Source organism: Pseudarthrobacter oxydans (assembly GCF_013314975.1).
GTDB classification, from domain to species: domain Bacteria; phylum Actinomycetota; class Actinomycetes; order Actinomycetales; family Micrococcaceae; genus Arthrobacter; species Arthrobacter oxydans.
Genome location: NZ_JABTYH010000010.1, coordinates 35,295 through 59,579, shown reverse-complemented (window position 1 = coordinate 59,579; position 24,285 = coordinate 35,295). Strand labels below are relative to the sequence as shown.

The window sequence follows — 24,285 nt, the reverse complement described above, 5'->3', positions numbered from 1 at the left end:
CCTTTGACTGACGTAGAATAAATCACGGGTTAAGTGACGCAATTCGGACTCAGGCGGATTCAGACTTTTGCCGTCACTTAAACGAACGTATAAATGACAGAGGAGAAGTCGGGTGCTGGTCGGATACATGCGCGTCTCGAAAGCCGACGGTTCCCAAACCACGGACCTGCAGCGGGACGCACTCCTGGCCGCCGGTATCGAACAGACTTCGCTTTACGAGGACATGGCCTCCGGGAAAAAGGATGACCGGCCCCACCTGGCCGCCTGCCTGAAAGCCCTGCGACACGGCGACACTCTGGTGGTGTGGAAGCTCGACCGGCTGGGCCGGGACCTGCGCCACCTGGTCAACATCGTCCACGACCTGACCGAGCGTGGCATCGGGCTCAAGGTCCTCACCGGGCAGGGGGCGGCTATCGACACCACGACCGCCTCCGGAAAGCTCGTCTTCGGGATCTTCGCCGCCCTTGCCGAATTCGAACGCGAACTTATCTCCGAACGCACCCTCGCCGGGCTCGCCTCGGCACGGGCCCGCGGCCGCAACGGCGGACGTCCCTACAAGATGACCCCAGCGAAGCTGCGGCTGGCCATGGCCTCGATGGGCAAGGCCGGCACTAATGTCGGTGAACTTTGCACCGAGCTCGGGATCACCCGCCAGACCCTGTACCGGCACGTATCGCCGACCGGAGATCTGCGCCCCGATGGCGAGAAGCTTCTCAATCGGTAGAAGCGGGGCGGCGGTCGCTGGCGGCGGCAATGCTGAGTGAATCCTTTTGCCTGGGGTCGAGTGCACAGGTTCAAAATCCCAGGTGCACAGGTTTTGCGGATTCATTCGGGCCATGTCCGCCTTCGCTGGTCTTCATGGGGCCGCTGCAGCGACGAAAAGGACCCTGACCGGATTCGGTCAGGGTCCTTCAGTCATTCGTGGCGGTTGGCTAGTGGCCTGCGCCGAGTTTCCCGCCGAGGCGTTCGCGCATGAGGATGCTGGCATCGTTGAGGCCGATGATCTTCACGTCCTTGCCGTGGTGGTGGTATTTCTCGGTGATGGCGTCCAGGGCTGCGATGGTGGAGGCGTCCCAGAGGTGGGAGGCGTGCATATCGATGATCACGTGTTCCGGATCGTGGGCGTATTCGAACTGGGTGTAGAGGTCGTTGGAGGAGGCGAAGAACAGTTCGCCGTCCACTACGTAGGTGGCGGTTTCGTGGCCGTCCACGGTCTTGACGGTGCGTTCGACGGTGACGAAGTGGGCCACGCGGCGGGCGAACATCACCATGGCCACGAGGACGCCGACGCCGACGCCGATGGCCAGGTTGTGGGTGGCGACGGTGACGATGACGGTGGCGACCATGACCAGGGTTTCGCTCTTGGGCATCATCTTCAGGGTGCGGGGGTGGATGCTGTGCCAGTCGAAGGTGGCCCAGGATACGAAGATCATCACTGCGACGAGGGCGGCCATGGGGATGACCGAGACTACGCCTCCGAGCGCCACCACCAGGATCAGCAGGAAAACGCCGGCAAGGAAGGTCGATATGCGTGTGCGGGCGCCGGAGGCTTTGACGTTGATCATGGTCTGGCCGATCATGGCGCAACCGCCCATGCCGCCGGTAAAACCGGTAATGATGTTGGCCACGCCCTGGCCCCAGGCCTCCCGGGTTTTGTGGGAGCGGGTGTCCGTGACGTCATCGACCAGCTTGGCGGTCATCAGGGATTCCAGGAGCCCCACGAAGGCCATGGCAAGCGCGAACGGGAAGAGTACCTGCAGGGTCTCCAGTGTGAACGGCACGTTGGGGATGAACAGTGACGGCAGTGATTCGGGCAGGTCGCCCTTGTCGCCTACGGTGGGGACCACGATGGAGGCCAGGACGGTGATGAGGGTCAGGACCACGATGGCGACCAGCGGGGCGGGAACGACGTTGGTCAGTTTGGGCAGTCCGAAGACAATGACCAGGGCCAGCGCCACCAGCGGGTAGACCAGCCACGGGACGCCGAGCAGTTCGGGGACCTGGGACATGAAGATCAGGATGGCCAGGGCGTTGACGAAGCCCACCATGACAGAGCGGGGGATGAAGCGCATGAGCTTGGCCACCCCGGACAGGCCCAGGATGATCTGGAAGATGCCGGCGAGGATGACGGCGGCGATGAAGTAGTCCACGCCGTGGGACTTCACCAGCGGGGCGATCACCAGGGCGATAGCGCCGGTGGCGGCGGAGATCATGGCCGGGCGTCCGCCGACGAAGGCGATGGTGACGGCCATGGTGAAGGAGGCGAAGAGTCCCAGGCGAGGATCGACGCCGGCGATGATCGAGAAGGCGATCGCTTCGGGGATCAGGGCCAGGGCGACGACGAGGCCGGCGAGGACTTCGGTCTTGAGCCGTCTGGGGGATTTGAGGGTTTCCCGGACAGACTGAAGCTGCTCGGGCGTGAATGCCGGGGCATCCGTGGCTGGTTTAACGGCCAATGCTGGCTCCGTTTCAGGCTCAAGAAGACGCGCGGGAGCGGCTTCGACTGTTCAGGGGAAACTGGGGGCGCACCGGAGCGCCGTGAATGAGAACACCAGCAACTAGGCTTGGACGTCTACACCCATTTCCCCCAAGTCTACCCTAACGTGGTGGTAGAGTTTAGGCCGGGCAACGCAGGAGGTCATTCATGACGGAACGGATCAGCAGCCGCACCATGCATATTGGTGAACTGGCTGAAAGGACCGGGCTGTCCCTGAGGACTATCCGCCACTATGACGAGGTCGGGCTTCTGCCCGCCACGGGACGCACCGAGGGTGGGTTCAGGGTCTATGCCGAGAACGATGTCGAGCGGCTGACACTGATCAAACAGATGAAGCCCCTGGGATTCTCTCTTGAGGAGATGGCGGAGATCCTGGACATCCTCTCCGCCCTGGAATCCGGGGCCGCAGAGGGGGCTGGCCGGGAGAAGCTCGCGGAATTCATGGAACGGGCGAAAAGCCAGCGCGCAAAGATCGCACGGAACCTGTCCCAGGCTGATGAGTTCATTGAACGGATGGGCAAGAACAGTTAGGCCCTAGCTGCTCAGCCAGGTGTAACGGGTGGTGAGCGCATGGATCAGATGGTTTTTTGATACCTGCTGCTCCGTTGTCACGACAGGCCTGTGCTGCAGCGCTTCGGTGAACAGCCCGAGCCGCAGGCGGTACCGTGCGGCGAGTTCCGAGGCCGGCTGCTGTCCGAGGGTATCTATGACCCGGACCATGTCGCGCATGTCCTCGATCCGGAAGTTGAGCACGCTCATCGCGCTGAGAATTTCCAGTACCGGGATCTGTTCAACACCGAACAAGGGCCCGTGCTCGGGGTCTTCTTCGAGGGCTTTGATGATCCTTAGGGTGACCAGGTGATGGACTGATTCGGCGGAGACCCCGGCGGCTGCTGCCGCGCCGCGGATGTCCAGCAGGTTGCTGCTGTGGGGTAGGGCCTCAAACGGTGTCACGATACGCTCCCGGGCTCGTTAGTGATGGAAATTCTCTTGACATGGCAGCCGGTCAGCCGCCCCAGCCCGTGGCGGCCAATAAAGTGCGCTTCACGGCCGGGGTCATGGTTTCGACGTAGGTTTTGTTGAGGTGGTCGTGGTCCCGGTAGACGTAGACATTGCCCATGACCGCCGGGCATGTCGTGTCTGTGCAGATGCTGTTGGTGAGGTCCACGGAGTGCAGGAGGGGTTCGCGGGTGGCCAGCTCCTCCAGCGGGTTCACCTCGAGCAGGACCTCGTCCCTGGCGGGGTTGCACTGGTGGGAGTCCTGGCCGTGCAGGCCCACGCAGGCGAACATGTGGAACGGGAACCGCGGGTTGTCGCGTACGGCTGCGACTTCGATGCCGGCATCAAGGAAGGGCCGGATGCCTTGCTCATAGGCGGGGACGAGTCCTTCCCTGGGTTCGTCCTCGTAGCTGAGGGTGCCGTGGGTGATGACGGCGTCGGGGGCCAGGTCAAGGACGTAGTCCCGGGCTGCATCGTTGCGCTCGTTGCATTCGGTGTCGCGTTCGGGTGACTGGGCGCCGTACCGGCAGGCGTTCTTGAGCAGGGAAATCATCCGCCAGTTGTGCTCCTGCGCGGTGGGGACCAGGGCCGGCATGAGCTGTTGTGCATGCGAGTCGCCGATCACCACAACGGTTTTTGTGGCTTCGGTGTCCGGTTCGATCTGCTGGCAGGATTCCAGGGCCGGATGCCCGGGGGCGTAGCCGGGGGTGCAGGAGGGGCCGGCGTTGCCCCATTCATCATCCAGTGCGGTTTCGGCCGGGATGAGCGGGGCGTCGGGAAGGTCCTGGCCGGTATGTCCGGGCTCCAGTACAGCGGCGCCGGGGTTCAGGTTCAGCTGCTCGGCCTGCACGCGGAGTTGGCGTTCGGTGAGTCCGATGCGCGTTTCCCATGCCCCGAGCGGGATTGCGACGCCGATGGCCAGGGCGATGGTCAGGGCGGCGCTGCGGCGTTTACGCCGGTGCATCCAGCCCCACGAGCGCAGCGGGCGCTCCACCAGCCGGGTGGTCAGCCAGGCCAGGATGCCCGAGGCGCCGATGATGAAAGCGCCGGCAGCTGCGGTGACTCCGGCTTCCTGGGTCAGGACCAGGTAGGTGATCAGGACCGACCAGTGCCACAGGTAAAGGGCGTAGGAGATTCCCCCGAGTTTCCGGACCGGCGCGGCGGTCAGGAGCCGGTCAGCCCCGAAACGGTGTCCTGTATTGCCGGCGGTGATGACCATGGCTGCGCCGAGGGTGGGGATGAGGGCGGCCCATCCCGGGAACTGGTTGTCCACCTGGATCACTGCCCCGCAGAACAGGATCGCGGCCAGCCCGGCCCAGCCCAGCACGATCCGGGCCGGCTTTCCCGGGCGGAGGTACGGCAGTACCAGGGCCAGCAAGGAGCCGAGGGCGAATTCCCAGAGGCGGGTGCGGGTGTCGAAGTAGGCAAAGGACTGGTTGGTGGCTGTCTGGTGGATTGAAAAGGCCAGGGAGAGTGCAAAGATCACGCCGAACAGGACGGCGGCGAGAGCGCGGAACGACAAGCCCGTCCGCCGGGCCGCGGCGTGGACGCCCAGCAGCAGGAGGGGCCACAAGATGAACACCTGGCCCTGGATGGACATTGACCAGAAGTGCTGGAAGGGACTGGCTGTTGCTGCCTGCGCAGCCTGGTAGTCCACGGCACCGAAAGCCATCGCCCAGTTCTGTACATAGAACAGGGACGCCCAGGCGTGTTCAATCAGCTCCGCCCAACGGACTTGGGGAAAGAACGCCGCCCCCGCCGCGACGGTGGCCAGCAGCACGATCGCGGCGGGCGGGAGCAGCCGGCTGAAGATCCTCGCCCAGTACCGCCGCAGCCTGAACGGCTCACCCGAGCGCACACGCTCCGCGAATGACAGGGTGAGGAGGAATGCCGAGACCAGCAGGAACACATCCACCCCGCCGGACACCCGGCCGAACCAGACGTGATAGAGCACCACGATGAGCAGCGCGACCGCGCGCAGGCCCTGAACTTCGGGCCGGAACCGCGTTCCGGACTGAGGTTCAGCCATGAGCGTTCTGTGCGTGGGGGTCGGCAAAATACTCCTGCAGGGTCCGGTGGGTGATAACGCTTCGCAACTACACTCTACCCTAACGTTAGGGTAGAGTGTAGTTGACGTAGGAACATCAACGATGGAGCAGCCGGAAGGCCCAGAATGCCCAGGACAGCAAACATCCCCGCCCTGCACAGCCCGCCCGTCCTCGAGGAGGCGGGCAGGCGCCGCACGTTCGCGGTCATTTCCCACCCCGACGCGGGCAAGTCCACGCTCACCGAAGCGCTGGCGCTCTATGCCAGCGTGATCAAGGACGCCGGGGTCACGCACGGCAAGTCCAGCCGGCACGGGACGGTCTCGGACTGGATGGGGCTGGAGCAGGAGCGCGGAATTTCGATCAGCTCCGCCGCCCTTCAGCTGAACCATCGGGGCGCGGTCCTGAATGTGGTGGACACCCCGGGCCACGCGGACTTTTCCGAGGACACCTACCGGGTCCTGGCAGCGGTCGATTTTGCGGTGATGCTGATCGACGCCGCCAAGGGCTTTGAGCCCCAGACCCTGAAGCTCCTGGCCGTGTGCCGGCGGCGGGGGCTTCCGATCATCACGGTGATCAACAAGTGGGACCGGCCAGGGCTTGAAGCCCTTGACCTCATCGACGGGGTTGCCGGGCGGACCGGCATGGCTCCTGTGCCGTTGACGTGGCCGGCGGGCAGGGCCGGGGCCTTTACCGGGCTCTTTGACCTTCGCAGCGGGGAAGCGGTGCGGCTGGAAGCGGTCCGGGGCGGTGCGTTGCCCAGCCTGGAAACACCAGTGCCGGGCGGATCCGGGGCGATGGAGGGGCAGTGGCGGGAGGCGCTGGAGGAGGCCGAACTCGTCGCGGACTCCCATGGAGAATTCGATCGGGAAGCCTTTCACGCAGCACGGCAGACCCCCGTCCTGTTCACCGCCGCCGCCAAAAACTTCGGCGTGCGGCAGCTGCTGGACGTGCTTGCCGAACTCGGCCCGGCCCCGTCGGCCCGCGCCACCGCGGAGGGCGGGCACCAGCCCGTGGATGCCGGCTTTTCCGGGTTCGTCTTCAAGGTCCAGGCAGGCCAGGACGCCGCGCACCGCGACCACATCGCCTTCCTAAGGGTCTGCTCCGGAATTTTTGAACGCGGCATGATCCTGACCAACGCCCGGCTGGGACGCCCGTTCGCCACCAAGTACGCCCACCGGGTCATCGGGCGCAGCCGGGAAGTCATTGATATTGCCTGGCCCGGGGACATCGTCGGGCTCGTCAACGCCGCCAGCCTGCGGGTCGGGGACAGCCTCTACGCCACCGAACCGGTCCGGTTTCCGGAGATCCCGCACTTCGCCCCGGAACTCTTCACGGTCGCCCGGGCCGCAGACCCGGGGCGGTACAAACAGTTCCGGCGCGGCATCACCCAGCTCGAACACGAAGGCGTGGTCCAGGTCCTGCGCTCGGACCGGCGCGGGGAACAGGCGCCCGTCCTGGCGGCAGTAGGGGCCCTGCAGTTCGAGGTGGCGCAGCACCGCATGGCCGGGGAATTCCACGCCCCGGCAACCTTTGAAGCCCTGCCCTACACCCTGGCGATGCACGTGGACGCGAAGGGCTCCAGCCTGCCCGAAACCTTCCGCGGCGGTGAAATCATGCACCGCTCCGACGGGGAAGCCCTGGCGCTCTTCGCGGACCGGTACAAACTCGCGCACTTCCGCGAGGACAACCCCGGCGTGGAGCTCACGGACATCGGCGCCTGACCGCGCGCGTGCCACCCTGGGGTCAGCCGGCCATCCGGTCGCTGATGACGGCGATGAACTGGTCCGCCCGCCCCAGGTCCGAAGCCAAAGCTTCCCTGCGGGCTGTCGCCTCACGCAGCATCGACTCAAGCTCGTCTCGGGCAGCCTGCGGGGACCTCGATCCGCGGGAGGTCAGGACATCAAGCATCTCCGCGATCTCGTCCAGGCCAAAGCCAAGGGATCTGGCCTGCCGGATCAGCAGCAGACGCTCATAATCCTCTTCGGAATAGACCCGGAAACCACCCTCCGTGCGGGCGCTCGGGTGCAGCAGACCGACCGAGTCATAGTGCCGGATAGTCCTCAGCGACAGTGCGGTGCGTTCGGCGAGTTGCCCAATATGCACAGTAATTCCTTCCGGGGCGGTAACAGCTCCTGATTAGAAGTCTACCATTACGTTAGGGTACAGTTGGTGGTGGGCCGGAAGTTCCCCCTACTTTTACCGGCGCAGCGCGGCGCCTCCCCACACTCGCACCGCCCGGGCATTCGTCTGCCCATAACCCATGAAATGGAGCCCGCATGACTGTTGCCGCCCACGCGCCAACCCTGACCCCGGAGCAACGCCAGTCCGTCTGGCGCACCCTCCGTTCCCCCCGCCTGCTGCGCACTGAGGTCCTCGCCGGGCTTGTCGTGGCCCTGGCACTGATTCCCGAGGCCATCGCCTTCTCCCTGATTGCCGGGGTTGACCCCCGGCTGGGACTGTTTGCCTCGTTCACCATGGCCGTCACCATCGCCTTCCTCGGCGGGCGGCCGGCAATGATTTCCGCCGCGACAGCGGCCACAGCCCTGGTGATCGCCCCGCTGGTGAAGTCCCACGGCGTGGACTACTTCATCGCCGCCGTCATCCTCGCCGGCATCTTCCAGATCATCCTGGGCCTGCTCGGGGTAGCCAAACTGATGCGCTTCATACCGCGCTCTGTGATGGTGGGCTTCGTCAACGCCCTGGCGATCCTGATTTTCACCTCGCAGCTGCCCGAGCTGATCGGGGTCCCGTGGCTGGTCTACCCGCTGGTCGCCGTCGGACTGGTGATCATCTTCCTGCTGCCCCGCATCACCAAGGTGGTCCCGGCGCCGCTGGTGGCCATTGTGGTCCTGACCGCGGCCGCCGTCGTCTTTGCCATCAACGTCCCCACCGTCGGTGGCAAGGGGGAGTTGCCTGAAAGCCTTCCATCGCTGTTTTTCCCCAACGTTCCGCTGAACTTCGAGACGTTCCAGATCCTTGCCCCGTTCGCCGCCGGCATGGCGGTGGTGGGTCTGATGGAATCGCTGATGACCGCCAAGCTCGTGGACGACGTGACCGATACGCACTCGCTCAAGACCCGCGAGTCCTGGGGCCAGGGTGTTGCCAACGTCATCTCGGGCTTCACCGGCGGCATGGGCGGCTGCGCGATGGTGGGCCAGACCATGATCAACGTCAAAGCTTCCGGCGCCCGGACCCGGATCTCCACTTTTATGGCCGGGGTCTTCGTCCTGATCCTGGTGGTGGCGCTCGGGGACATCGTGGCGCTGATCCCGATGGCCGCCCTGGTCGCGGTGATGATCTTCGTCTCGATCGCCACCTTTGACTGGCACAGCATCCAGCTGAACACCCTGAAGCGCATGCCCAAGAGCGAAACGACCGTCATGCTCGCCACCGTCGTCCTGACCGTCGCCACGCACAACCTGGCCATCGGTGTGATCTTCGGTGTGCTGGTCGCGATGGTCGCGTTCGCCCGCCGGGTGGCGCACTTCATGAGCGTGGAGCGCACCATCGAAGAGCACTTCGGGGAAACGTTCGCCAAGTACAAGGTCAGCGGGGAGCTGTTCTTCGCCTCCTCCAACGACCTGTACATGCAGTTCGAATATGCCGAGGACCCCGACCGGATCGTCATCGACCTCTATGATTCCCACCTGTGGGATGCATCCACCATCGCGGCGCTTGATTCCATCGCCGCGAAGTACCACAGCTACGGCAAAGAGGTTGAAGTTGAAGGGCTCAATACGGCCAGCGCGGCCATCCGCGAACGCCTCGGCGGGATGCTCAACGGCGCACACTGACCCCACCAGGAGCGTCTCGTCCGGTGCCCCCGGCCGCCCGCACCCGGGAGGCCGGGGGTGAGCGGGCCTCACGTCGGGGCCGGGCGGAAGTCCTGGGCCGGTACCGTTACCGCGGCCGCGCTGATCACCGCCGCCAGCGCGCCGGGACAAACGGCCGGCCTCTCACCCTTCACCGATCCCCTCATCGACCAGCTCGGGGTCAGCCGGACCGACATCTCTTTCAGCTACCTGGTCGGCACCCTCGCCGGGGCCCTGGCCCTGCCCTTTATCGGCCGGGCCCTGGACCAGTGGGGTGCCCGGCTGGTCATCACCGCAGCCGCCCTGGTCTTCTCCGGGACCCTGCTGGCGATGAGCTTCGTCACCGAAATCCTCGGCCTGACCGCAGGGTTCGTCTTCCTGCGGATGGCCGGGCAGGGCGCGCTCACCCTCGCCGCCACCACAGCGGTCGTCAAAGCCGTCACCAAACGGCGCGGGCTGGCTGTGGGCATCACCGCCGCCGTCGGATCGGCGGGTATTTCCCTGACACCGGTACTGGTGGAGCGGCTGATCAGCGCCGGCGGCCTGCAGCAGGCGTGGCGGCTCGAAGCGGCAGCGGTCCTGCTGGTCATCCTGCCGATGGTGTTGCTGCTGCCGCGGCACCGCCCACCAACAGTCCCCGCCAAGGATCCCGCCCATCCCGATCCTGCCGGGGCAACTGCTCCCGCAGCCGGGCGTGCGGACGGGCGCGCCCATGAGCGGTTATGGAGTGGCAAACAGGCTGCCCGGACGCCGGTCTTCTGGGCCATCGCTGCAGCGCTGGCGGCGACCGGTATGCTCTCCACGGCGCTGGCATTCCACCAGGTGTCCATCCTTACCGCCCGCGGTCTGACCAGCACCGAAGCCGCCGCGAACTTCATTCCGCAAACAGTGACGGGCATCCTCGCCACCATCATCCTGGGCGCCGTCTCACACCGCCTGGACCCGCGCCTGGCCTTGGCAGGTTCCATGGGACTTCTTGCTGCCGCCCTGCTGTTCCTGCCCCTGGTCACCGGAACACTGTCGGGAATCTTTTACGGTCTGCTGCTCGGCGCGGCCGGCGGAGCGGTGCGCGCCGTCGAACCGATCGCCCTGGCGCACTACTTCGGAACCGCCAGCATCGGCGGGATCAGGGGCGTCATTTCGGCGATCAACGTCGGGTCCACCGCACTGGGTCCTATCCTGTTTTCACTGGGCCGTGACGCCAGCGGCGGCTACGTGATGCCTGCCCTGTTTGCCGCGGTAATCCCCCTCGGGGTCGCCGTGTTCGCGCTGCTCTGCCCGGCACCGGGCAGCACCGGCGGAATACTCCGGCGCCGCGCCCCGGCGAAGGTTTAAACAGGTGAAGGCCAGGCCGCGCTGCTGGACCTGGCCTTCACCTGTGGGATCGCCCTTTAGGCGTCCACAACGATGGCGGTTACCACCGGGGCCCGGTTATAGAACCGGCGCATCCAGTCAGCAGTGGCCTGCTCGATCACAGCCTCCGGGTCCTTGACCGGCCCGCGCCCGCCACGGGCCGGGCGGGCCTGCCCGACCGCTTTGCCGACCGCCGCAGCGGCCTTGTCCAGATCCGCGTCGGTGCAGGCGAACCCGCGGGTGAAGAATTCCGCAGGTTCGGCCAGCTCTCCGGTCTCCGCATCGAGGATGGCCAGCACAGTCACGGACCCTTCCTCGGCCAGCTGGCGGCGCTCTCGCAGGGTGTCCTCGGTGGTGCCGCCGACGTTATCGCCATCAACGAAAACCAGGCCGGCGGTCACCCTGCCGGAAATCGTCGCCCGGCCCTTGTGCAGGTCCACGGTGACGCCGTCTTCCGCCAGGACAATGCGTGCCGGGTCGATCCCCGTGCTTTCGGCCACCGCGGCATTGGCTTTCAGGTGCCGCCATTCCCCGTGGACCGGCATGACGTTACGGGGCTTGACGAGGTTGTAGCAGTACGCGAGCTCCCCGGCACTGGCGTGTCCTGAGACGTGGACCTTCGCGTTACCCTTATGGACCACGTTCGCGCCGAGCTGGGTCAAGGCGTTGATGACCGCGTAGATGGCGTTCTCGTTCCCCGGAATCAATGAACTGGCCAGCAGGACAGTGTCACCTTCGGCGATGCTGATCGCGTGGTCCTTCTTCGCCATCCGGGACAATGCGGCCAGCGGTTCACCCTGGGAGCCGGTGCAGATCAGGACCACGTTGGGGTCATCGCTCTTCTGCAGCCGGCGGAAATCCACCAGGGTGTTGCGGGGAATCGTGAGGTAGCCCAGGTTCTGGGCGATGGTCATATTCCGGACCATGGAACGGCCCACGAAAGCGACCTTGCGTTTGTGCCGGTGCGCGGCGTCGATGACCTGCTGGATCCGATGGACATGGCTGGCGAAGCTGGAGACAATGATCCGCCGCGGAGCCGTCCGGAACACGGTATCGATGGCCGGGGCCAGGTCCTTCTCCGAGGTGGTGAACCCCGGGACGTCGGCATTGGTCGAGTCCACCAGGAACAGGTCAACACCCTCAGTGCCCAGCCGGGCGAACCCGGCCAGGTCGGTGATGCGCCGGTCCAGCGGGAACTGATCCATCTTGAAATCCCCGGTGTGCAGCACCAGCCCCGCCCCGGTCCGCACCGCGATCGCCAGCCCGTCAGGGATCGAATGGTTGACGGCGAGGAACTCCAGATCGAACGGACCCAGGGAGAGGGACGTTCCTTCGGCGACCTGGACGGTTTTGGGTGTGATCCGGTGCTCCTTGAGCTTGGCCTCGATGAACGCGACCGTCAGCTTGGACCCGACCACGGGAATATCAGGCCGTTCCCGCAACAGGTACGGGACCCCGCCGATGTGGTCCTCGTGCCCGTGCGTGAGCACCACGGCCACCACATCCTGGAGCCGGTCCCGGATGGACGAGAAATCCGGCAGGATCAGGTTCACCCCGGGCTGGTGGTCCTCCGGGAACAGCACCCCACAGTCGATGATGAGCAGCTTGCCTCCGTATTCGAAGACGGTCATGTTCCTGCCGATCTCCCCGATGCCTCCCAGGGCGACGACGCGCAGGGCGCCGTGCGCGAGCTTTGGCGGCGTCTTATGTTCGATGTGGGCATGGTTCATGGGTGCTGGTTTCCTTAGACTCGGCGGCGTTGTGCTGTTGCCCGCAATGCGCGGGAGGCAGTGCCTAGCGGCGTGGCGGTTCGGTGGCAGTGTAGGACCCGCCCTGGCCTGAAGCGCACTGGCAGTTGACGTCCACTTCGAAATGTACCGTGACTTCATCCGCATGCGCGGCGTTCTCCACGGTAACGGTCTTACGGATGGTCTGGGATACAGACATGGTGCTCCTTCTTTCCTTGTGATGCGCGGCAGCTCCCGCACAGGTCTTGGTCAAAGCGTGGTGATATGACGGGCTGCAGACAACGCAGCGCCAGCCGCCGCGACATCAGCGCCCAAAGTGCTCAGGCTGACTTCTGCACCGTCCCCGATGCCGGGCCTGGCTTCACGGATCAGGGTCCGGCGGAATGGGTCCAGCAGCAACGCGCCCAAGGGACGCAGTGGACCGCCGAGAATGATGTGGCGGGGGTTGATGATATTCGCGGCTGCGGCCGCGGCAAGACCGAGCGCTTCGGCAGCCCCCTCGGCAATCCGTTGGGCTGCAGGGTCACCGGCGATGGCCCTGACCACGAATTCCTGGAGCGTGACCGGTGCGCGACCCGCTGCATAAGCGGCCAGCATCGCGGGGACAGAACAGACCGTGTTCAAACAACCCCTGTTGCCGCAACGGCAGGGAAATCCGTGATCATTGATCCTGATATGCCCGAGCTGGCCGGCCAGTCCGGCGTGGCCGGTGTACGGCTGACCTCCAATAACGATCCCGGCCGTGACCTCAGCACCCACATTCAGGAACAGCAACGCCGCGCTGTTCCCCTCCAGCCTGCTGGCATGAGCAAACGCTGACATGGCAGCGGTCGAAGCGACGGTCACGGGGACACCCAACCCCATACCCAAAACGGCTTGAAGATCTTCTTCCGGAGGGAGGAGGAAGTCAGGGCAGTCTGGCAGCTGCTCCCTGCCGGACCCAGTCAGAGCAGGAAGGGCAACACCCGCCGCGCCCAGAGTGCTTCCTTCAGCTTCAGGGCGACCCAGCAGCAGCGTCAGCACACCTGAAATGACGGCGGACCAATCGGCGCCGGTGACGGGGTCTGAAACCGGGGTGCTGGACCCGGCCAAAACATCCCCGCCGGGCCTCAGAAGGACCGCATGCATCCGGTCACCAGAGACCTCAATCCCCGCAGCGACGAATTTCACGGCCTGCAACTGCACCAGCACCGCCCGCCGGCCGGTGCTGACCGTGAAGTCAGTCCGAACCCGGCCCTCGCGCCTGAGACGGCTTACGACGTTCGACACTGTTGCAGCCGACAAGCCCGTCGAACGGGCCAGCATCGCCTGCGTCGCCGGCCCCGCAGAGAGCAGGCTCTCCACCACCAGTTCACGGTTCCGCAAGCCCAGCGCCTGCTGGGAACCAGGAGGAACCTCTGCGTCCTGTCGTCCCCGGAACGCAGATACGGCAGCGCCTGACACAGTCGGTTGCGCGCCCGGAACCGGGCGGACACTGGTGCGGGGGGAAGCCACGTCGCTGCATCTCCTCGGCGCGGGTGATGGGGAAAAGGAATGGTGGTAGAGGTAGAACACCCATAACTCTACCCTAACGTTAGGTTAGGGTCATAATTGTAGAGTAGGGGTTGCTCGAAGACTCTACTCTTACGTTATGGTAGATATGATGGCGGTTTTGACCCGATCTTCGGACATCGGCTGCCCTTAAGGTCCTGCACAACAAGCCGTCAAGACACGGGGAGTGACCATGCAAGAGTGTTCGGTAAACCGCTGCACCGCACGAGCGGACGAAGTTTTTTATGTCGAGGGCCCGGACGAGCAGGCCTTGCCTGTGTGCGCCTCCCATAAAGAGATCATGGACAGCGGCGAGGACTGGGTCCTTAGGCATCAGGCAGGAAATGCAGGCCACTCCTCAGGCATCCTGACCCTGCACGACGTCCCTTGGCGGGTACTGGCGGTCAGCGCCATGAAAGTAGGGGGAAACAAGCCGGGGCTGATTTTGCACCTGACCCTCAGCCATTCCGGAGAATCAAAGGAAACGCAGCTTCTGTTGCCCTGGGATGAAGCCGAGGTCCTGAAAGGAATCCTGGACTCTTGACTCCCAGGCCGGTTAGACGGGTTCACCCGGTGCGGCGCCCGCCACGAACCGACAATCCAAAGACGGCACAACATCCTGAACTGCTGATTGTCACCGGCATGTCCGGGGCAGGGCGCAGCAGTGCAGCCAACGCACTCGAGGACCACGGCTGGCACGTCATCGACAACCTGCCCCCGGTGCTGCTGGCGGCCCTGACCGAACTGGTCACCAAAACGCCCGATGAACCCCAGAAGCTGGCCGTCGTCATGGACATCCGCGGAGGCGACTTCTTCAACGACCTCCGCACCAATCTGTCAGCGGACCTTCCCTACCGGCTGCTCTTCCTGGACGCCAGCGACGCCGCGCTGGTCAGCCGTTTCGAAAAAGAACGCCGGCCTCACCCGCTGCAGGCCGGCGGAAGAACGCTTGAGGGAATCAATGCGGAACGGGAAGCGCTCCGGCCCATCAAAAGTGCTGCAGACATTGTCCTGGACACCACGGAAATGAACGTCCACTCCCTCTCCACGGCCATCACCGAACTGTTTTCTTCCACCGGAACGATTGTGATCCGGGTGGATGTCATGAGCTTCGGCTTCAAGTACGGGCTGCCGCTGGATGCTGATCACGTCGCCGATGTGCGGTTCCTCCCCAACCCGCACTGGGTACCGGCACTCCAACGACTGACCGGCCTGGAGCCCCAAGTACGGGAGTACGTCATCGAAGCCGTCGGAGCCAAGGACTTCCTTGACCGCTACGTCCAAGCCCTGGTCCCCGTCATCAACGGGTACCGCCGCGAAAACAAACACTTCGTCAACGTCGCAATTGGCTGCACAGGAGGCAAACACCGCTCCGTTGCCATGGCCGAAGCACTCTCAGCCCGTCTCGCTCAATTCCCCAACGTCACCGCCGCCACCCACCACCGCGACCTCGGGCGTGAATAGGCAAGAGCGCCGAGCCGGGCCAATCCAACCGGAGTGCAGGCGGGTTCACTCATCCAGTGCAGACGCCTTCTGAAACTGACACGGGTCGGCGCGAAAGCAGGGCTCCCTGCATCTCGGAAACACGTCTCACCAGCAGTCGTCTCACCGAGGGTACATCGGGGACTTTTCGAGTCAGAATGGCCTGGTGGGGCAACTTGGTTACACGCGCGTCAGCACTTCCAGTCAGGATGCAAAGCTGCAGCTGGACGCGCTGGTCACCGCTGGCGTGCAGAAACGCGACGTCTTCGCTGACGTGACTTCGGGCAGCAAGACCGCCATCGAGCGGCCCGGAATGAAAAGACTTCTCGAATACGCCGAGGAGGGCGACACCGTTGTGGTGTGGCGGGTCGACCGGTTGGGCCGATCGCTGATCGATGTGCTCAACACCGTGACCCTGCTGCGCGACCGCGGCATCCACGTCCGATCCATCTCGGACGGCATCGACCCCGCGACCTCAACGGGCCGGCTGATGCTGAACCTGCTCGCCACCCTCGCCGAGTATGAGCGCGAGCTGATCGTTGAACGTGTCAACGCCGGCATCGCGGCCGCCAGGCAGAACGGAACCCGATTCGGCCGGCCGTTGTCCGACCCGGCCGTCATCGCGGACAAGCTGGCGATCGCCCAGGACGCCCGCGCGAAGGGCCGTACCGCGGAAGACGCCGCCCGGCTCGTGGGCTGGAGCCGTGCAACGCTTTACCGCCACCAGCAGGCCCTCGCTGCACGCCAGAACAGCACCCCGTAGGTGCTCCTGAAGAGCGGGTAACGGCTGACACCGTCTCCAGCCTCGCCCATGCAGCGCTTGGGTTAGGGGATCGGACCTCGCTGCGCTCGGGCTGTAGAAGCGTTTTTCTGTTTTTTGCTGCTGTCCTGCGGATCGTACGTGCCCGCTCCACCGGCTCAACCGTCCTGCGGACGGCTGCGCAACTGATGCCTTGTGTCGGCGCTTCGCTTATTTCCTCCCACAACCCATCCGCTGCTTGCCCTTCGGGTTGCCCCGGCTCCGTCGGGCACAGCTACGCGTTGCTCCGCCAGCAGGCAAAAAACAACCGGGGGAGAGGGAAACTGGCCGGTCACCACAAGCCGCCCCACCCACTTGGAAGGAACACAACCATGAGCGAAAAGAAGTTTCGCGAGCCCTACCCCGGAGCACCGATCGGGAGAGGACCGCCCCCTATCCGACCCGCAGGAATCCGTTGACAACATCATTGAGATTCCTTCGGATTGTACGTGCCCGCTCCGGCCCCTCTAGCCCCTCCTTCGTCGGGGCCTGCGGCCCGGAAATTCTTCTCCGGCGCTCCTTCGTCGCTGATTTCCTCCGAAGATTTTCCGTGCCTTGCCCTGCGGGTAGACGGGCCTGCTCGGGCACAGCTCCGCAAGCTTCGCCAGCAGCCAAAAAACAACTGTGAGTCTTTCAGTGGTTGGTCTGGGACTAACTGGCAGTGTTGATGCCGGTCGTTCTGCCCGGTGCGTGACTCGAAAAAACAATTGCCCCTTGAGGGTGCGTTTCCCCCGATTTGTCCGCGCTGGGTGGAGCGGCCGGCATTGGCCTGTCCCACGTCGGTGGCTTAATCAGAAGCTTGCCCAGCCTCTGAGGTTGTGGCTCATCACAGTATTGCCTCGAAGTGACTCTTCCCAGGTCCAGCGCCGGTCGTGCTGCGGCCATTCTTGCCCGTTCGAAAGGAAGGAGGGTGGCCGCGATGACTACCGTTGCGCAGACCCGCCCGTTCGTCATCGGCGTGGATTGTCACGCCCGTACACACACTTACGCCATCATCGAGGCCAGCACCAAGCGACGGGTCGCGTGTGAGCAGTTCCCGACCACCTCGGCAGGGATTTCCCGCGCACTTGCCTGGGTAGGCCGCAGGACAGACGGCGATATGGCCTGTCTATGGGCCGTTGAGGGTATCGGCTCATATGGGGCACGTCTGGCCCGGGCAGTAACCGACGCCGGTTACGACGTCGCCGAAGCTCCACGGATGAACGCCCGAGGGCGCCGGGCGATCGGCAAATCCGACCCGCTGGACGCCGCCGCCATCGGAACCGCTGTCATCGGCTTAGAGGAGTCCCAGCTCCGCGCTCCGCGCCGGGATGAAGGAACCCGTGCCGGACTCAGGATCCTGAGCGCAGCCCGGGATCAGCTGACCCGGGAACGAACAATGAACGTAAATGCACTCACCGCCCTCCTCCGGGCGCACGATCTTGGAATCGACGCTCGTAAACCTCTGATTCCCGCCCAAATCGCCACGATCACCAGATGGCGGGAACGACAGGAACAGATAGAACTATCGATCGCGCGCGAGGAGGCCGTTCGGCTGGCGCGCCGCGTCCTGGAAGTGACCACGCAGCTGACTGCGAACCAGAAGCGCATGACAGAACTGATCCAGCAAAGCCCCGCGGCACCGCTGTTGGAGATGGTGGGCGCCGGAGCTGTCACAGTCGCCACCGTCCTGACAGCATGGTCGCATCCAGGAAGGATTCGCAGCGAAGCTGCCTTCGCCTCACTGGCAGGGGTGAATCCCTTGCCAGCTTCAAGCGGTAACACTGTCCGGCACAGGCTCAACCGCGGTGGTGACAGGCGCCTCAACCGAGCCTTGCACACCATTACCATGACCCGGATGACCCACGACCCCGGAACACGGGACTACGTCGCTAAACGCACCCAAGAAGGACGTAGTTACCGCGAAATCCGCAGATCCCTCAAGCGCTACATCGCCCGGACCCTCTACCGCCAACTCAACACCCTTTACGCCACCGCGGAACCGTCGCCATCCCAACCTGCAGGGGCAGTCTCCTTCCAGGGATAGAAGCACACCGTCACTCCTCAGCACCCGCGATTCTGGCTTCGAGGTGCTCGTTGGGTCTCTGGGTTTGCTTCACCGCACCAGGGCACTGACATCGTTAGGCTCGGGCCGTTCTGAGCGTCTCGCGCTCATTCATGAAGGCTGCGTACCAGGACAGTGGCCATTTCTATCCTGCTGTGTGGTCGTTATCGCGCATTCGGAAGGCGACTACTAGGCCGGAGACGGCGGTGAGTGCAGCGACGGTGGCGACGGCTGCGGGAATCCCGTATAGGTCTGCGAGAAAACCGGACAGGAGTGCCCCTACTGCGAAGCCGCCGTCGCGCCAGAGCCGGTAGATCCCGACGGAGCGGGCCCGCCAGGTGGGGTGTGCGACGTCGCCGATGGCTGCCAGGAGGGCGGGGTAGACCAGGGCTGTTCCCAGTCCAAGGAGGACTGCGGCGATGAGCCAGGGCCCAAAGGTGTGGGATGCGGCGACTAACGCGAGTCCCGCGGCCTGGACGATCATGCCGGCCACGATGAGCCATTTGCGGCCCCACCGGTCTGAGGCGGCACCGGTGAAGAGTTGCGCGGCGCCCCAGACTGCGGGGTAGACGGCAGCCAGAATCCCCACTTGGTTCAGGTTCAGCCCGGAACTTACGAAGAGGACCGGGAAGAGACCCCAGGCGAGGCCGTCGTTGAGGTTGTTCACCAGGCCGGCCTGGCTGGCTGCGGAGAGGGAGCGGTCCTTGAAGCTGGTGAGTGTGAAGATCTGACCGGTGGTGAGACCGGCATGTGCGCTGCTGTGTGTAGTGGTGTGCTGGGCGGCCTCGGCCTTGGCGTGGTGGCGAGTTTCGCGTACCGTCAGGACGGACAGGCCCAGTCCGAGGGCAATGTATGCGGCTCCGAGGAGGAACGGGCCGGGCCGGAGCCCGTAGGTGGAGGCGATGTACCCGGTGGCCAGGGCAGTGACAGCGACGCCGAGGTAGCCAGCCGCTTCGTTCAGACCCATGGCGAGGCCGCGCTGCTTGGGGCCGGTCAGGTCCATTTTCATGATCACTGCCGTAGACCAGGTTAGGCCTTGGCTGATGCCGAGGAATACGTTCGCCGCCACGATCCATCCCCAGGACGGGGCGAAGATGAGCATGAGCGGTACGGGAATCGCGACCAGCCAGCCGGTGACGAGGACGGGTTTTCGGCCATACCGGTCGGAGAGTGTTCCGGCGAAGTAGTTCGTCGCGGCTTTGGACAGGCCGAAAGCGAGAATGTAAGTCAGAGCGCTGGTGTACAGGTCCAGGTGGAATGTCTGGGATGCCAGCAGGGGCAGGACGGTGCGTTCCTGTCCGAGGGTTCCGCCCACCAGGGCGTTGATGGCTACCAGCAGCATGAACTGCGCCAAGTTCTGCCGCAAACCCAGCACTGGACCGACTGAACCGTAGGCGTTAGGAAGTGTTTTGCCGTGCATCGGTTTGTTCCGTCCTGTGGGTTTACATGAAGGTGGCCCGGGTGCGTTGGGGGAACGCGCTCGGGCCGGGAGCCCGGGCAGGAGGGGGGTCCTGCCCGGGCGGTACTGGGGTTGGTGAGGGGTCTAGGCTGAGGCGTCGGCGTTCTGTCGGGTCTGCTGGAAGGCGTCCCAGGCGGCGTAGCTGCCGTCGAGTTCGACGACGTCGTATCCGGCGCGGCGCAGGGCGCTGGCGGCGACGGAGTTCCGGACGCCGGACTGGCAGTAGGTCACGATGGTGCCCTCGGCGGGGAGCTTGTCTAGGTGCCACATGACACGGCCACCGCTGAGCTGGTACGAGCCGGGAATGTTCCCGGCGATGTGTTCGCTGCGGTTGCGGACGTCCACGACCATGGCGGCGTCAAAACCCTGCAGCTCTTCGGGCTGGATCAGCTTCGGGGTGGTCAGGGGGAACCCTTCGATGCTGGTGACGTAACCGGCGACGTTGTCGATGCCGACCCGGACCAGGTGGTCCCACATGTCCATGGCCTGTTCCTGGTCCTGGGCGAGGAGTACGAGGGGGTTCTTGTCGGTCTCGGGGTTCACGACCCAGGCGCCGTAGCTGGCCACGGACTTCCCGGCCGGCACGTTCAGGGAACGGGCTACCGTTCCTTCATGAACTTCGCTGTTGGGGCGGGTGTCAATGAACGTGACTTTGTCCTCGGCCAGGTCCTTTGCGACGTCAGCGGTGTCCAGTTCCTCGAGCGGGGCGCGTTCGCCCATGACGGCGGGGCCTTCACGGTTTTCCCGCTTCATCCGGCCGAAGTAGGCGTGCGCGTCGGGCTGACCATCGAGGAGTTCATCGATGAAGCCCTGCTCATCGTTGGCCTCGAGGTAGGGGCCCCACCAGGAGTAGAGCCGCTCGTAACCGACCGTGGAGGACGGGATGGCGCCCAGGGCCTTGCCGCAGGCGCTGCCGGCGCCGTGCGCCGGGTGGACCTGGACGTAGTCCGGCAGGGTCAGGAACTTCTCCCGCAGGCTGGCGAAGAGCTGCTTTGCACCTTCAAAGCGGGTGTCGATGCCGCCGGCTGCCTCGTCCAGCAGGTCCGGCCGGCCCAGGTCGCCGGAGAAGACGAAGTCACCGGAGAGCAGGTAGCCGGGCTGGTCGCTGAAGGCGCCGTCGGTGACCAGGAAGGACAGGTGCTCGGGGGTGTGGCCCGGGGTGTGGAGGGCCTGGATGCTGATGTTGCCGATGGTGATCTTGTCACCGTCGTAGAGGCGTTCGCCGTCGAATTCGTACTGCCAGTCCGGCCCTCCTTCACCGGAGACGTAGATCTTCGCGCCCGTGGCGGCGGCGAGTTCGCGGGTGCCGGAGAGGTAATCGGCGTGGATGTGTGTTTCGGTCACGGCGATGATCTTCATGCCGTTCTTTTCAGCCAGTTCCTGGTAGACCGCGATGTCGCGGCGGCCGTCCACAACAACGGCGGTGCCGTTGGCCTGGCAGCCGATCAGGTAGCTGGCCTGGGCGAGGTCTTCATCGTAAATACGCTCGATAAGCATCTGGTGATCTCCTTTGGTTGAAAGGGGGTGAGGGTTTGTTCTGAATCCAGTATAGATACCCCCAGGGGTATCTTGCAACTGGGCTGCGGCCTAAGCCGTTTTACTGTGGAACAGCTTGTGTAGGTGCCTGCGCAGGCCTGTGGGTGGCCTGCGTGGAATGTTCAGGCTCCCGGGGGCGTGTGCGGTGGCGTGCTCTTCAGGGCTCCGGACGTGCACCAGCGTGGCGCGCGGCCACACCGTGGCGGGTTCGTCTGCCGTGACAGTGCGGTACGCAAGGGTCGTCTGGCATTGTCGTCACACGTTCTGGGGCCCGGCCTGGGCGCGGAGTTCATTCATGTCCGCGTTCTTTACGGCCTGGATGACTTCTTCGAGGCCGGTGGCGTTGAGGGCTCCGGGCTGGGAGAAGACCAGGGTCTTGTCCTTGAAGGCCATCAGTGTGGGGATGGAGGTGATGTTCGCTGCTGCGGCAAGGGCCTGTTCTGCTTCGGTGTCGACCTTGGCGAAGGTGATGTCCGGGTGCCGGTCAGCCGCGGCCCCGTAGGTGGGGGCGAACATGCGGCAGGGGCCGCACCAGGCTGCCCAGAAGTCAACGAAGACGATCTCGCTGTTCTCCAGGGTCTGGGCGAAGCTCTGTTCGGTGACGTCGATGGTTGCCATCGTCTGTCGTGTCCTTTCGGGCGTTGTCCTGGGTGGTTGGTGGCCGTGGCCGGGAGGGGGGTCAGGTGGTGGGGAGCCCGGCGCCGGTCCAGGCGATCATGCCGCCGGTCATGGTGTCCGCGGTGTAGCCGGCGCCGTTGAGGGCATCAGCGACCTTGGCGCTGCGGTTGCCGCTGCGGCAGACCGCGATGACGGGCACGGCGGGGTCCAGTTCGGACAGGCGTGCCTGCAGCTGGCCCATGGGGATGTGCAGGGCGCCGGGGATCATGCCTTCCTCGACCTCGAAGTCCTCGCGGACATCCAGGATGCGGGCGGTGGTGCGGCGCTGTTCGGCTTCGGTGATGGTGATTTCAGCCATGATGGTTCTCCTTCGAAATAGTGTGGGCTGGTGTTAGCGGTCAGGTGCAGTTAGCGGACGGGTTCGCCGGCTGCGCGCCAGGCGCCCATGCCGCCGCGCAGGGAGTAGGCCTGGTAGCCCTGGGAGGCGAGGAGCCGTGCCGCTGAGGCGGAGCGGACCCCGGAGGCGCAGACGGCGATCACGGGCTTGTTCTTGTTGATTCCGGCGGTGCTGGTCTGCAGCCGGTCCAGGGGAACGTGTTTTGCCTGGGGTGCCCGTCCGGTCCGCCATTCCTGGGCTGACCGGACGTCGATCAGCGCCGCGCCTGAGGATAGGAGGTCCTTGGCTTCTGCCACCGAGACGGTTTTGTACGGTTTGCTGAATGCCTTCTTCAGAGAGCTGATGAGGCCCATGATGTTCATTCCTTCGAATAGAACCGGTTGGTGCTTGAGGAAAGTCCGCGGCTGGTGACCTGCCGCTGGCCGGTCAGGCGGATGAGGGCTGGCCGTTTCGGGTGAGGTTTCGGCTGTTGCGTAGCGGGCAGGAACTGACGAAGAACCAGCAGATCCCGGCCGCTGCCACTGCCAGGGCCGCGACAACGGCGACGATGATCAGGCGCAGATCCTCCGGAGCCTGTTGGGTCAGGACGAAGGTGCCCATGGCCAGGACGAACCAGCCGAAGGCTTTGCGCAGTGCGGCTTCGGGGATGCGGCCAGCGAGTCTGGAGCCGATGAGCGAGCCCACGATCGCCATGGCTGTCACGCCGAGGGTGAGGCCCCAGTCGAGCTGGACGGTGGTGAGGTAGCCGGCGAGCCCGGCGAAGGATTTCATGGCGATGACCACCAGTGAGGTGCCCACGGCAACGGACATCGGCAGGCCGCCGAGCAGTGCCAGGGCCGGGACTACGAGGAATCCGCCGCCGGCACCGACCAGGCCGGTAATGAGCCCGACGACCGCGCCGTCCAGCAGGACCCTGCCCAGGGGAAGTTCGTGCTTGACCGGCGCGGCGCCGTCGTCGTTCTTTTTCTTCCGGCCGCGGAGCATGGCCACGGAGGTGGCCACCATCATGACGGCGAAGGCGATGAGCAGGATCTGGCCGGGGATGTGCCCGCCGAGGAGGCCGCCGACGAACGCGCCGACCATGCCGGCCGCGCCGAAAATCAGGCCGGTCCGCCACATCACCCTGCCGCCGCGGGCGTGGCTGAACACGCTCACCGCGGAGGTGACTCCGACTACGAACAGCGAGGCCGCGATCGCTTCCTTGGCCTCGAACCCGGCCACGTAGACCAGGATCGGGACGGTCAGGATCGAGCCGCCGCCGCCCAGGACGCCGAGCGAGAGCCCGATCACCACCGAGAGGGCCAGGACCAGGAGCAGGGTGGCTGTCATTAGGCTGCGGCTTCCGTGTTCTTGTTGCTGACGGCGGGCAGGGCAAGGATGGCGCTTTCGCGGGTCGGTTCCTTGGCGGCCTTGTTCCACGGCATGGCCGAGATGGCCTGGCCCATGGCGCAGGTGTTGGTGGCTGCGGAGAAGGTCAGTCCGGTCCCGATGACCCCGGCAAGCGTCCGGATCTTCGGGGAGACGAACCTGCCGCCGGCCAGGCCCAGGACCACCAGGGAGCCGGCCACAAGGCGGACCTGCCGCTCCAGGTCCCAGCGGTCCTTGCCCTTGACGACGTCGCCGCCGGCGGCGGCGAATGCGGGTGCCCCGCCGGTCAGGACGTAGGCGGCGTCAATCCCAACAGTGGCCAGGCGTTGACGGGCCTGCTCGGCACGCACGCCGGACTGGCAAACCAGGACCACGCGGGAGCCCAGCCGGGCGGCGAGTTCGTCGGTGTGCTCGGACAACAGCGGCAAGGGCACGTTGTAGGAGCCGCGGATATGCATCGACTCGAACTCCGCGGCGGAACGCACATCGATCACTACGAGATCCTGGTGCTCTGTGAACCAGGACTGGAGGGTTTCAGGGGCAAGTGCGGTAACGGCCGGTGCCGTCGAAGGGGAAGTCATAGTTGGCCTCTCTG

23 protein-coding genes are annotated in these 24,285 nt (G+C 65.0%); 9 read left to right on the top strand and 14 right to left on the bottom strand.

Annotated elements, in window-relative coordinates; translation table 11 throughout:
• The first annotated feature begins 112 nt into the window (after positions 1-112).
• On the top strand, positions 113-724 hold the full coding sequence (locus HTS88_RS08825; protein WP_174177455.1) for a recombinase family protein: 612 nt from the start codon (positions 113-115) through the stop codon (positions 722-724).
• A gap of 208 nt (positions 725-932) precedes the next feature.
• Here the strand turns inward: HTS88_RS08825 and HTS88_RS08820 are convergent, their stop codons facing one another.
• A complete protein-coding gene (locus HTS88_RS08820; protein ID WP_174177453.1) occupies positions 933-2,456 on the bottom strand; it encodes a SulP family inorganic anion transporter in 1,524 nt (507 codons plus the stop codon).
• A 188-nt stretch (positions 2,457-2,644) separates the two neighbouring features.
• On the opposite strand from HTS88_RS08820, the gene HTS88_RS08815 reads away from it, so the two are divergent.
• On the top strand, positions 2,645-3,028 hold the full coding sequence (locus HTS88_RS08815) for a MerR family transcriptional regulator (RefSeq protein WP_174177451.1): 384 nt from the start codon (positions 2,645-2,647) through the stop codon (positions 3,026-3,028).
• 3 nt (positions 3,029-3,031) lie between these two features.
• On the opposite strand, the gene HTS88_RS08810 is transcribed toward HTS88_RS08815, so the two are convergent.
• Positions 3,032-3,451, bottom strand: coding sequence for a hypothetical protein (locus HTS88_RS08810; RefSeq protein ID WP_174177449.1), 420 nt, complete (start codon positions 3,449-3,451; stop codon positions 3,032-3,034).
• Positions 3,452-3,503: 52 nt separating this feature from the next.
• Positions 3,504-5,525, bottom strand: coding sequence for an acyltransferase family protein (locus tag HTS88_RS08805; protein ID WP_174177447.1), 2,022 nt, complete (start codon positions 5,523-5,525; stop codon positions 3,504-3,506).
• Positions 5,526-5,669: 144 nt separating this feature from the next.
• Between HTS88_RS08805 and HTS88_RS08800 the strand changes: the two genes are divergently transcribed.
• Positions 5,670-7,265, top strand: a complete 1,596-nt coding sequence (locus HTS88_RS08800; RefSeq protein ID WP_174177445.1) for a peptide chain release factor 3 — start codon at positions 5,670-5,672, stop codon at positions 7,263-7,265.
• Between the two features lie 22 nt (positions 7,266-7,287).
• Here HTS88_RS08800 and HTS88_RS08795 read toward each other — a convergent pair whose 3' ends face one another.
• A complete protein-coding gene (locus tag HTS88_RS08795; protein WP_306971290.1) occupies positions 7,288-7,647 on the bottom strand; it encodes a MerR family transcriptional regulator in 360 nt (119 codons plus the stop codon).
• Between the two features lie 173 nt (positions 7,648-7,820).
• Here HTS88_RS08795 and HTS88_RS08790 point away from each other — a divergent pair, with 173 nt between their 5' ends.
• Positions 7,821-9,338, top strand: coding sequence for a SulP family inorganic anion transporter (locus tag HTS88_RS08790; protein ID WP_174177443.1), 1,518 nt, complete (start codon positions 7,821-7,823; stop codon positions 9,336-9,338).
• A 57-nt stretch (positions 9,339-9,395) separates the two neighbouring features.
• Complete coding sequence (locus HTS88_RS08785; RefSeq protein WP_174177441.1) at positions 9,396-10,691, top strand: MFS transporter; 1,296 nt, start codon at positions 9,396-9,398, stop codon at positions 10,689-10,691.
• A 56-nt stretch (positions 10,692-10,747) separates the two neighbouring features.
• Here the strand turns inward: HTS88_RS08785 and HTS88_RS08780 are convergent, their stop codons facing one another.
• The 3 genes from HTS88_RS08780 to HTS88_RS08770 all read right to left on the bottom strand — a co-directional run bounded on the left by HTS88_RS08780 (position 10,748) and on the right by HTS88_RS08770 (position 13,900).
• Positions 10,748-12,439: a ribonuclease J gene (locus HTS88_RS08780; protein WP_174177440.1), complete on the bottom strand. Its 1,692-nt coding sequence runs from the start codon at positions 12,437-12,439 to the stop codon at positions 10,748-10,750.
• A 64-nt stretch (positions 12,440-12,503) separates the two neighbouring features.
• On the bottom strand, positions 12,504-12,656 hold the full coding sequence (locus HTS88_RS08775) for a hypothetical protein (protein WP_174177438.1): 153 nt from the start codon (positions 12,654-12,656) through the stop codon (positions 12,504-12,506).
• A gap of 50 nt (positions 12,657-12,706) precedes the next feature.
• Positions 12,707-13,900 carry an ROK family transcriptional regulator gene (locus HTS88_RS08770; protein WP_425515556.1) on the bottom strand — a complete coding sequence of 398 codons (1,194 nt, stop codon included), beginning with the start codon at positions 13,898-13,900 and terminating at the stop codon, positions 12,707-12,709.
• A 274-nt stretch (positions 13,901-14,174) separates the two neighbouring features.
• On the opposite strand from HTS88_RS08770, the gene HTS88_RS08765 reads away from it, so the two are divergent.
• The 4 genes from HTS88_RS08765 (at position 14,175) to HTS88_RS08750 (ending at position 18,294) form a co-directional block, all read left to right on the top strand.
• Positions 14,175-14,531, top strand: coding sequence for a hypothetical protein (locus tag HTS88_RS08765; protein WP_174177434.1), 357 nt, complete (start codon positions 14,175-14,177; stop codon positions 14,529-14,531).
• 98 nt (positions 14,532-14,629) lie between these two features.
• Positions 14,630-15,451: an RNase adapter RapZ gene (gene rapZ / locus HTS88_RS08760; RefSeq protein WP_174177432.1), complete on the top strand. Its 822-nt coding sequence runs from the start codon at positions 14,630-14,632 to the stop codon at positions 15,449-15,451.
• A gap of 184 nt (positions 15,452-15,635) precedes the next feature.
• Complete coding sequence (locus HTS88_RS08755; RefSeq protein ID WP_174177430.1) at positions 15,636-16,232, top strand: recombinase family protein; 597 nt, start codon at positions 15,636-15,638, stop codon at positions 16,230-16,232.
• Positions 16,233-17,187: 955 nt separating this feature from the next.
• Positions 17,188-18,294, top strand: coding sequence for an IS110 family RNA-guided transposase (locus HTS88_RS08750; RefSeq protein WP_174177428.1), 1,107 nt, complete (start codon positions 17,188-17,190; stop codon positions 18,292-18,294).
• Positions 18,295-18,457: 163 nt separating this feature from the next.
• On the opposite strand, the gene HTS88_RS08745 is transcribed toward HTS88_RS08750, so the two are convergent.
• The 7 genes from HTS88_RS08745 to HTS88_RS08715 form a co-directional block, all read right to left on the bottom strand.
• Entirely contained in the window at positions 18,458-19,732 is a 1,275-nt protein-coding gene (locus HTS88_RS08745; RefSeq protein ID WP_174177426.1) for an MFS transporter, read from the bottom strand.
• Positions 19,733-19,855: 123 nt separating this feature from the next.
• Positions 19,856-21,268 (bottom strand): MBL fold metallo-hydrolase, encoded by a 1,413-nt coding sequence (locus HTS88_RS08740; protein ID WP_174177424.1) that lies wholly within the window; start codon positions 21,266-21,268, stop codon positions 19,856-19,858.
• Between the two features lie 294 nt (positions 21,269-21,562).
• Positions 21,563-21,925 (bottom strand): thioredoxin, encoded by a 363-nt coding sequence (gene trxA / locus HTS88_RS08735; protein WP_174177422.1) that lies wholly within the window; start codon positions 21,923-21,925, stop codon positions 21,563-21,565.
• A gap of 61 nt (positions 21,926-21,986) precedes the next feature.
• Entirely contained in the window at positions 21,987-22,283 is a 297-nt protein-coding gene (locus tag HTS88_RS08730) for a rhodanese-like domain-containing protein (RefSeq protein ID WP_174177420.1), read from the bottom strand.
• 50 nt (positions 22,284-22,333) lie between these two features.
• Complete coding sequence (locus tag HTS88_RS08725) at positions 22,334-22,675, bottom strand: rhodanese-like domain-containing protein (RefSeq protein ID WP_174177418.1); 342 nt, start codon at positions 22,673-22,675, stop codon at positions 22,334-22,336.
• 73 nt (positions 22,676-22,748) lie between these two features.
• Positions 22,749-23,651: a sulfite exporter TauE/SafE family protein gene (locus tag HTS88_RS08720; protein ID WP_174177416.1), complete on the bottom strand. Its 903-nt coding sequence runs from the start codon at positions 23,649-23,651 to the stop codon at positions 22,749-22,751.
• Positions 23,651-24,271 (bottom strand): rhodanese-like domain-containing protein, encoded by a 621-nt coding sequence (locus HTS88_RS08715; protein ID WP_174177414.1) that lies wholly within the window; start codon positions 24,269-24,271, stop codon positions 23,651-23,653. Before HTS88_RS08715 ends, HTS88_RS08720 begins: the two co-directional genes overlap by 1 nt.
• Between the last annotated feature and the right edge of the window lie 14 nt (positions 24,272-24,285).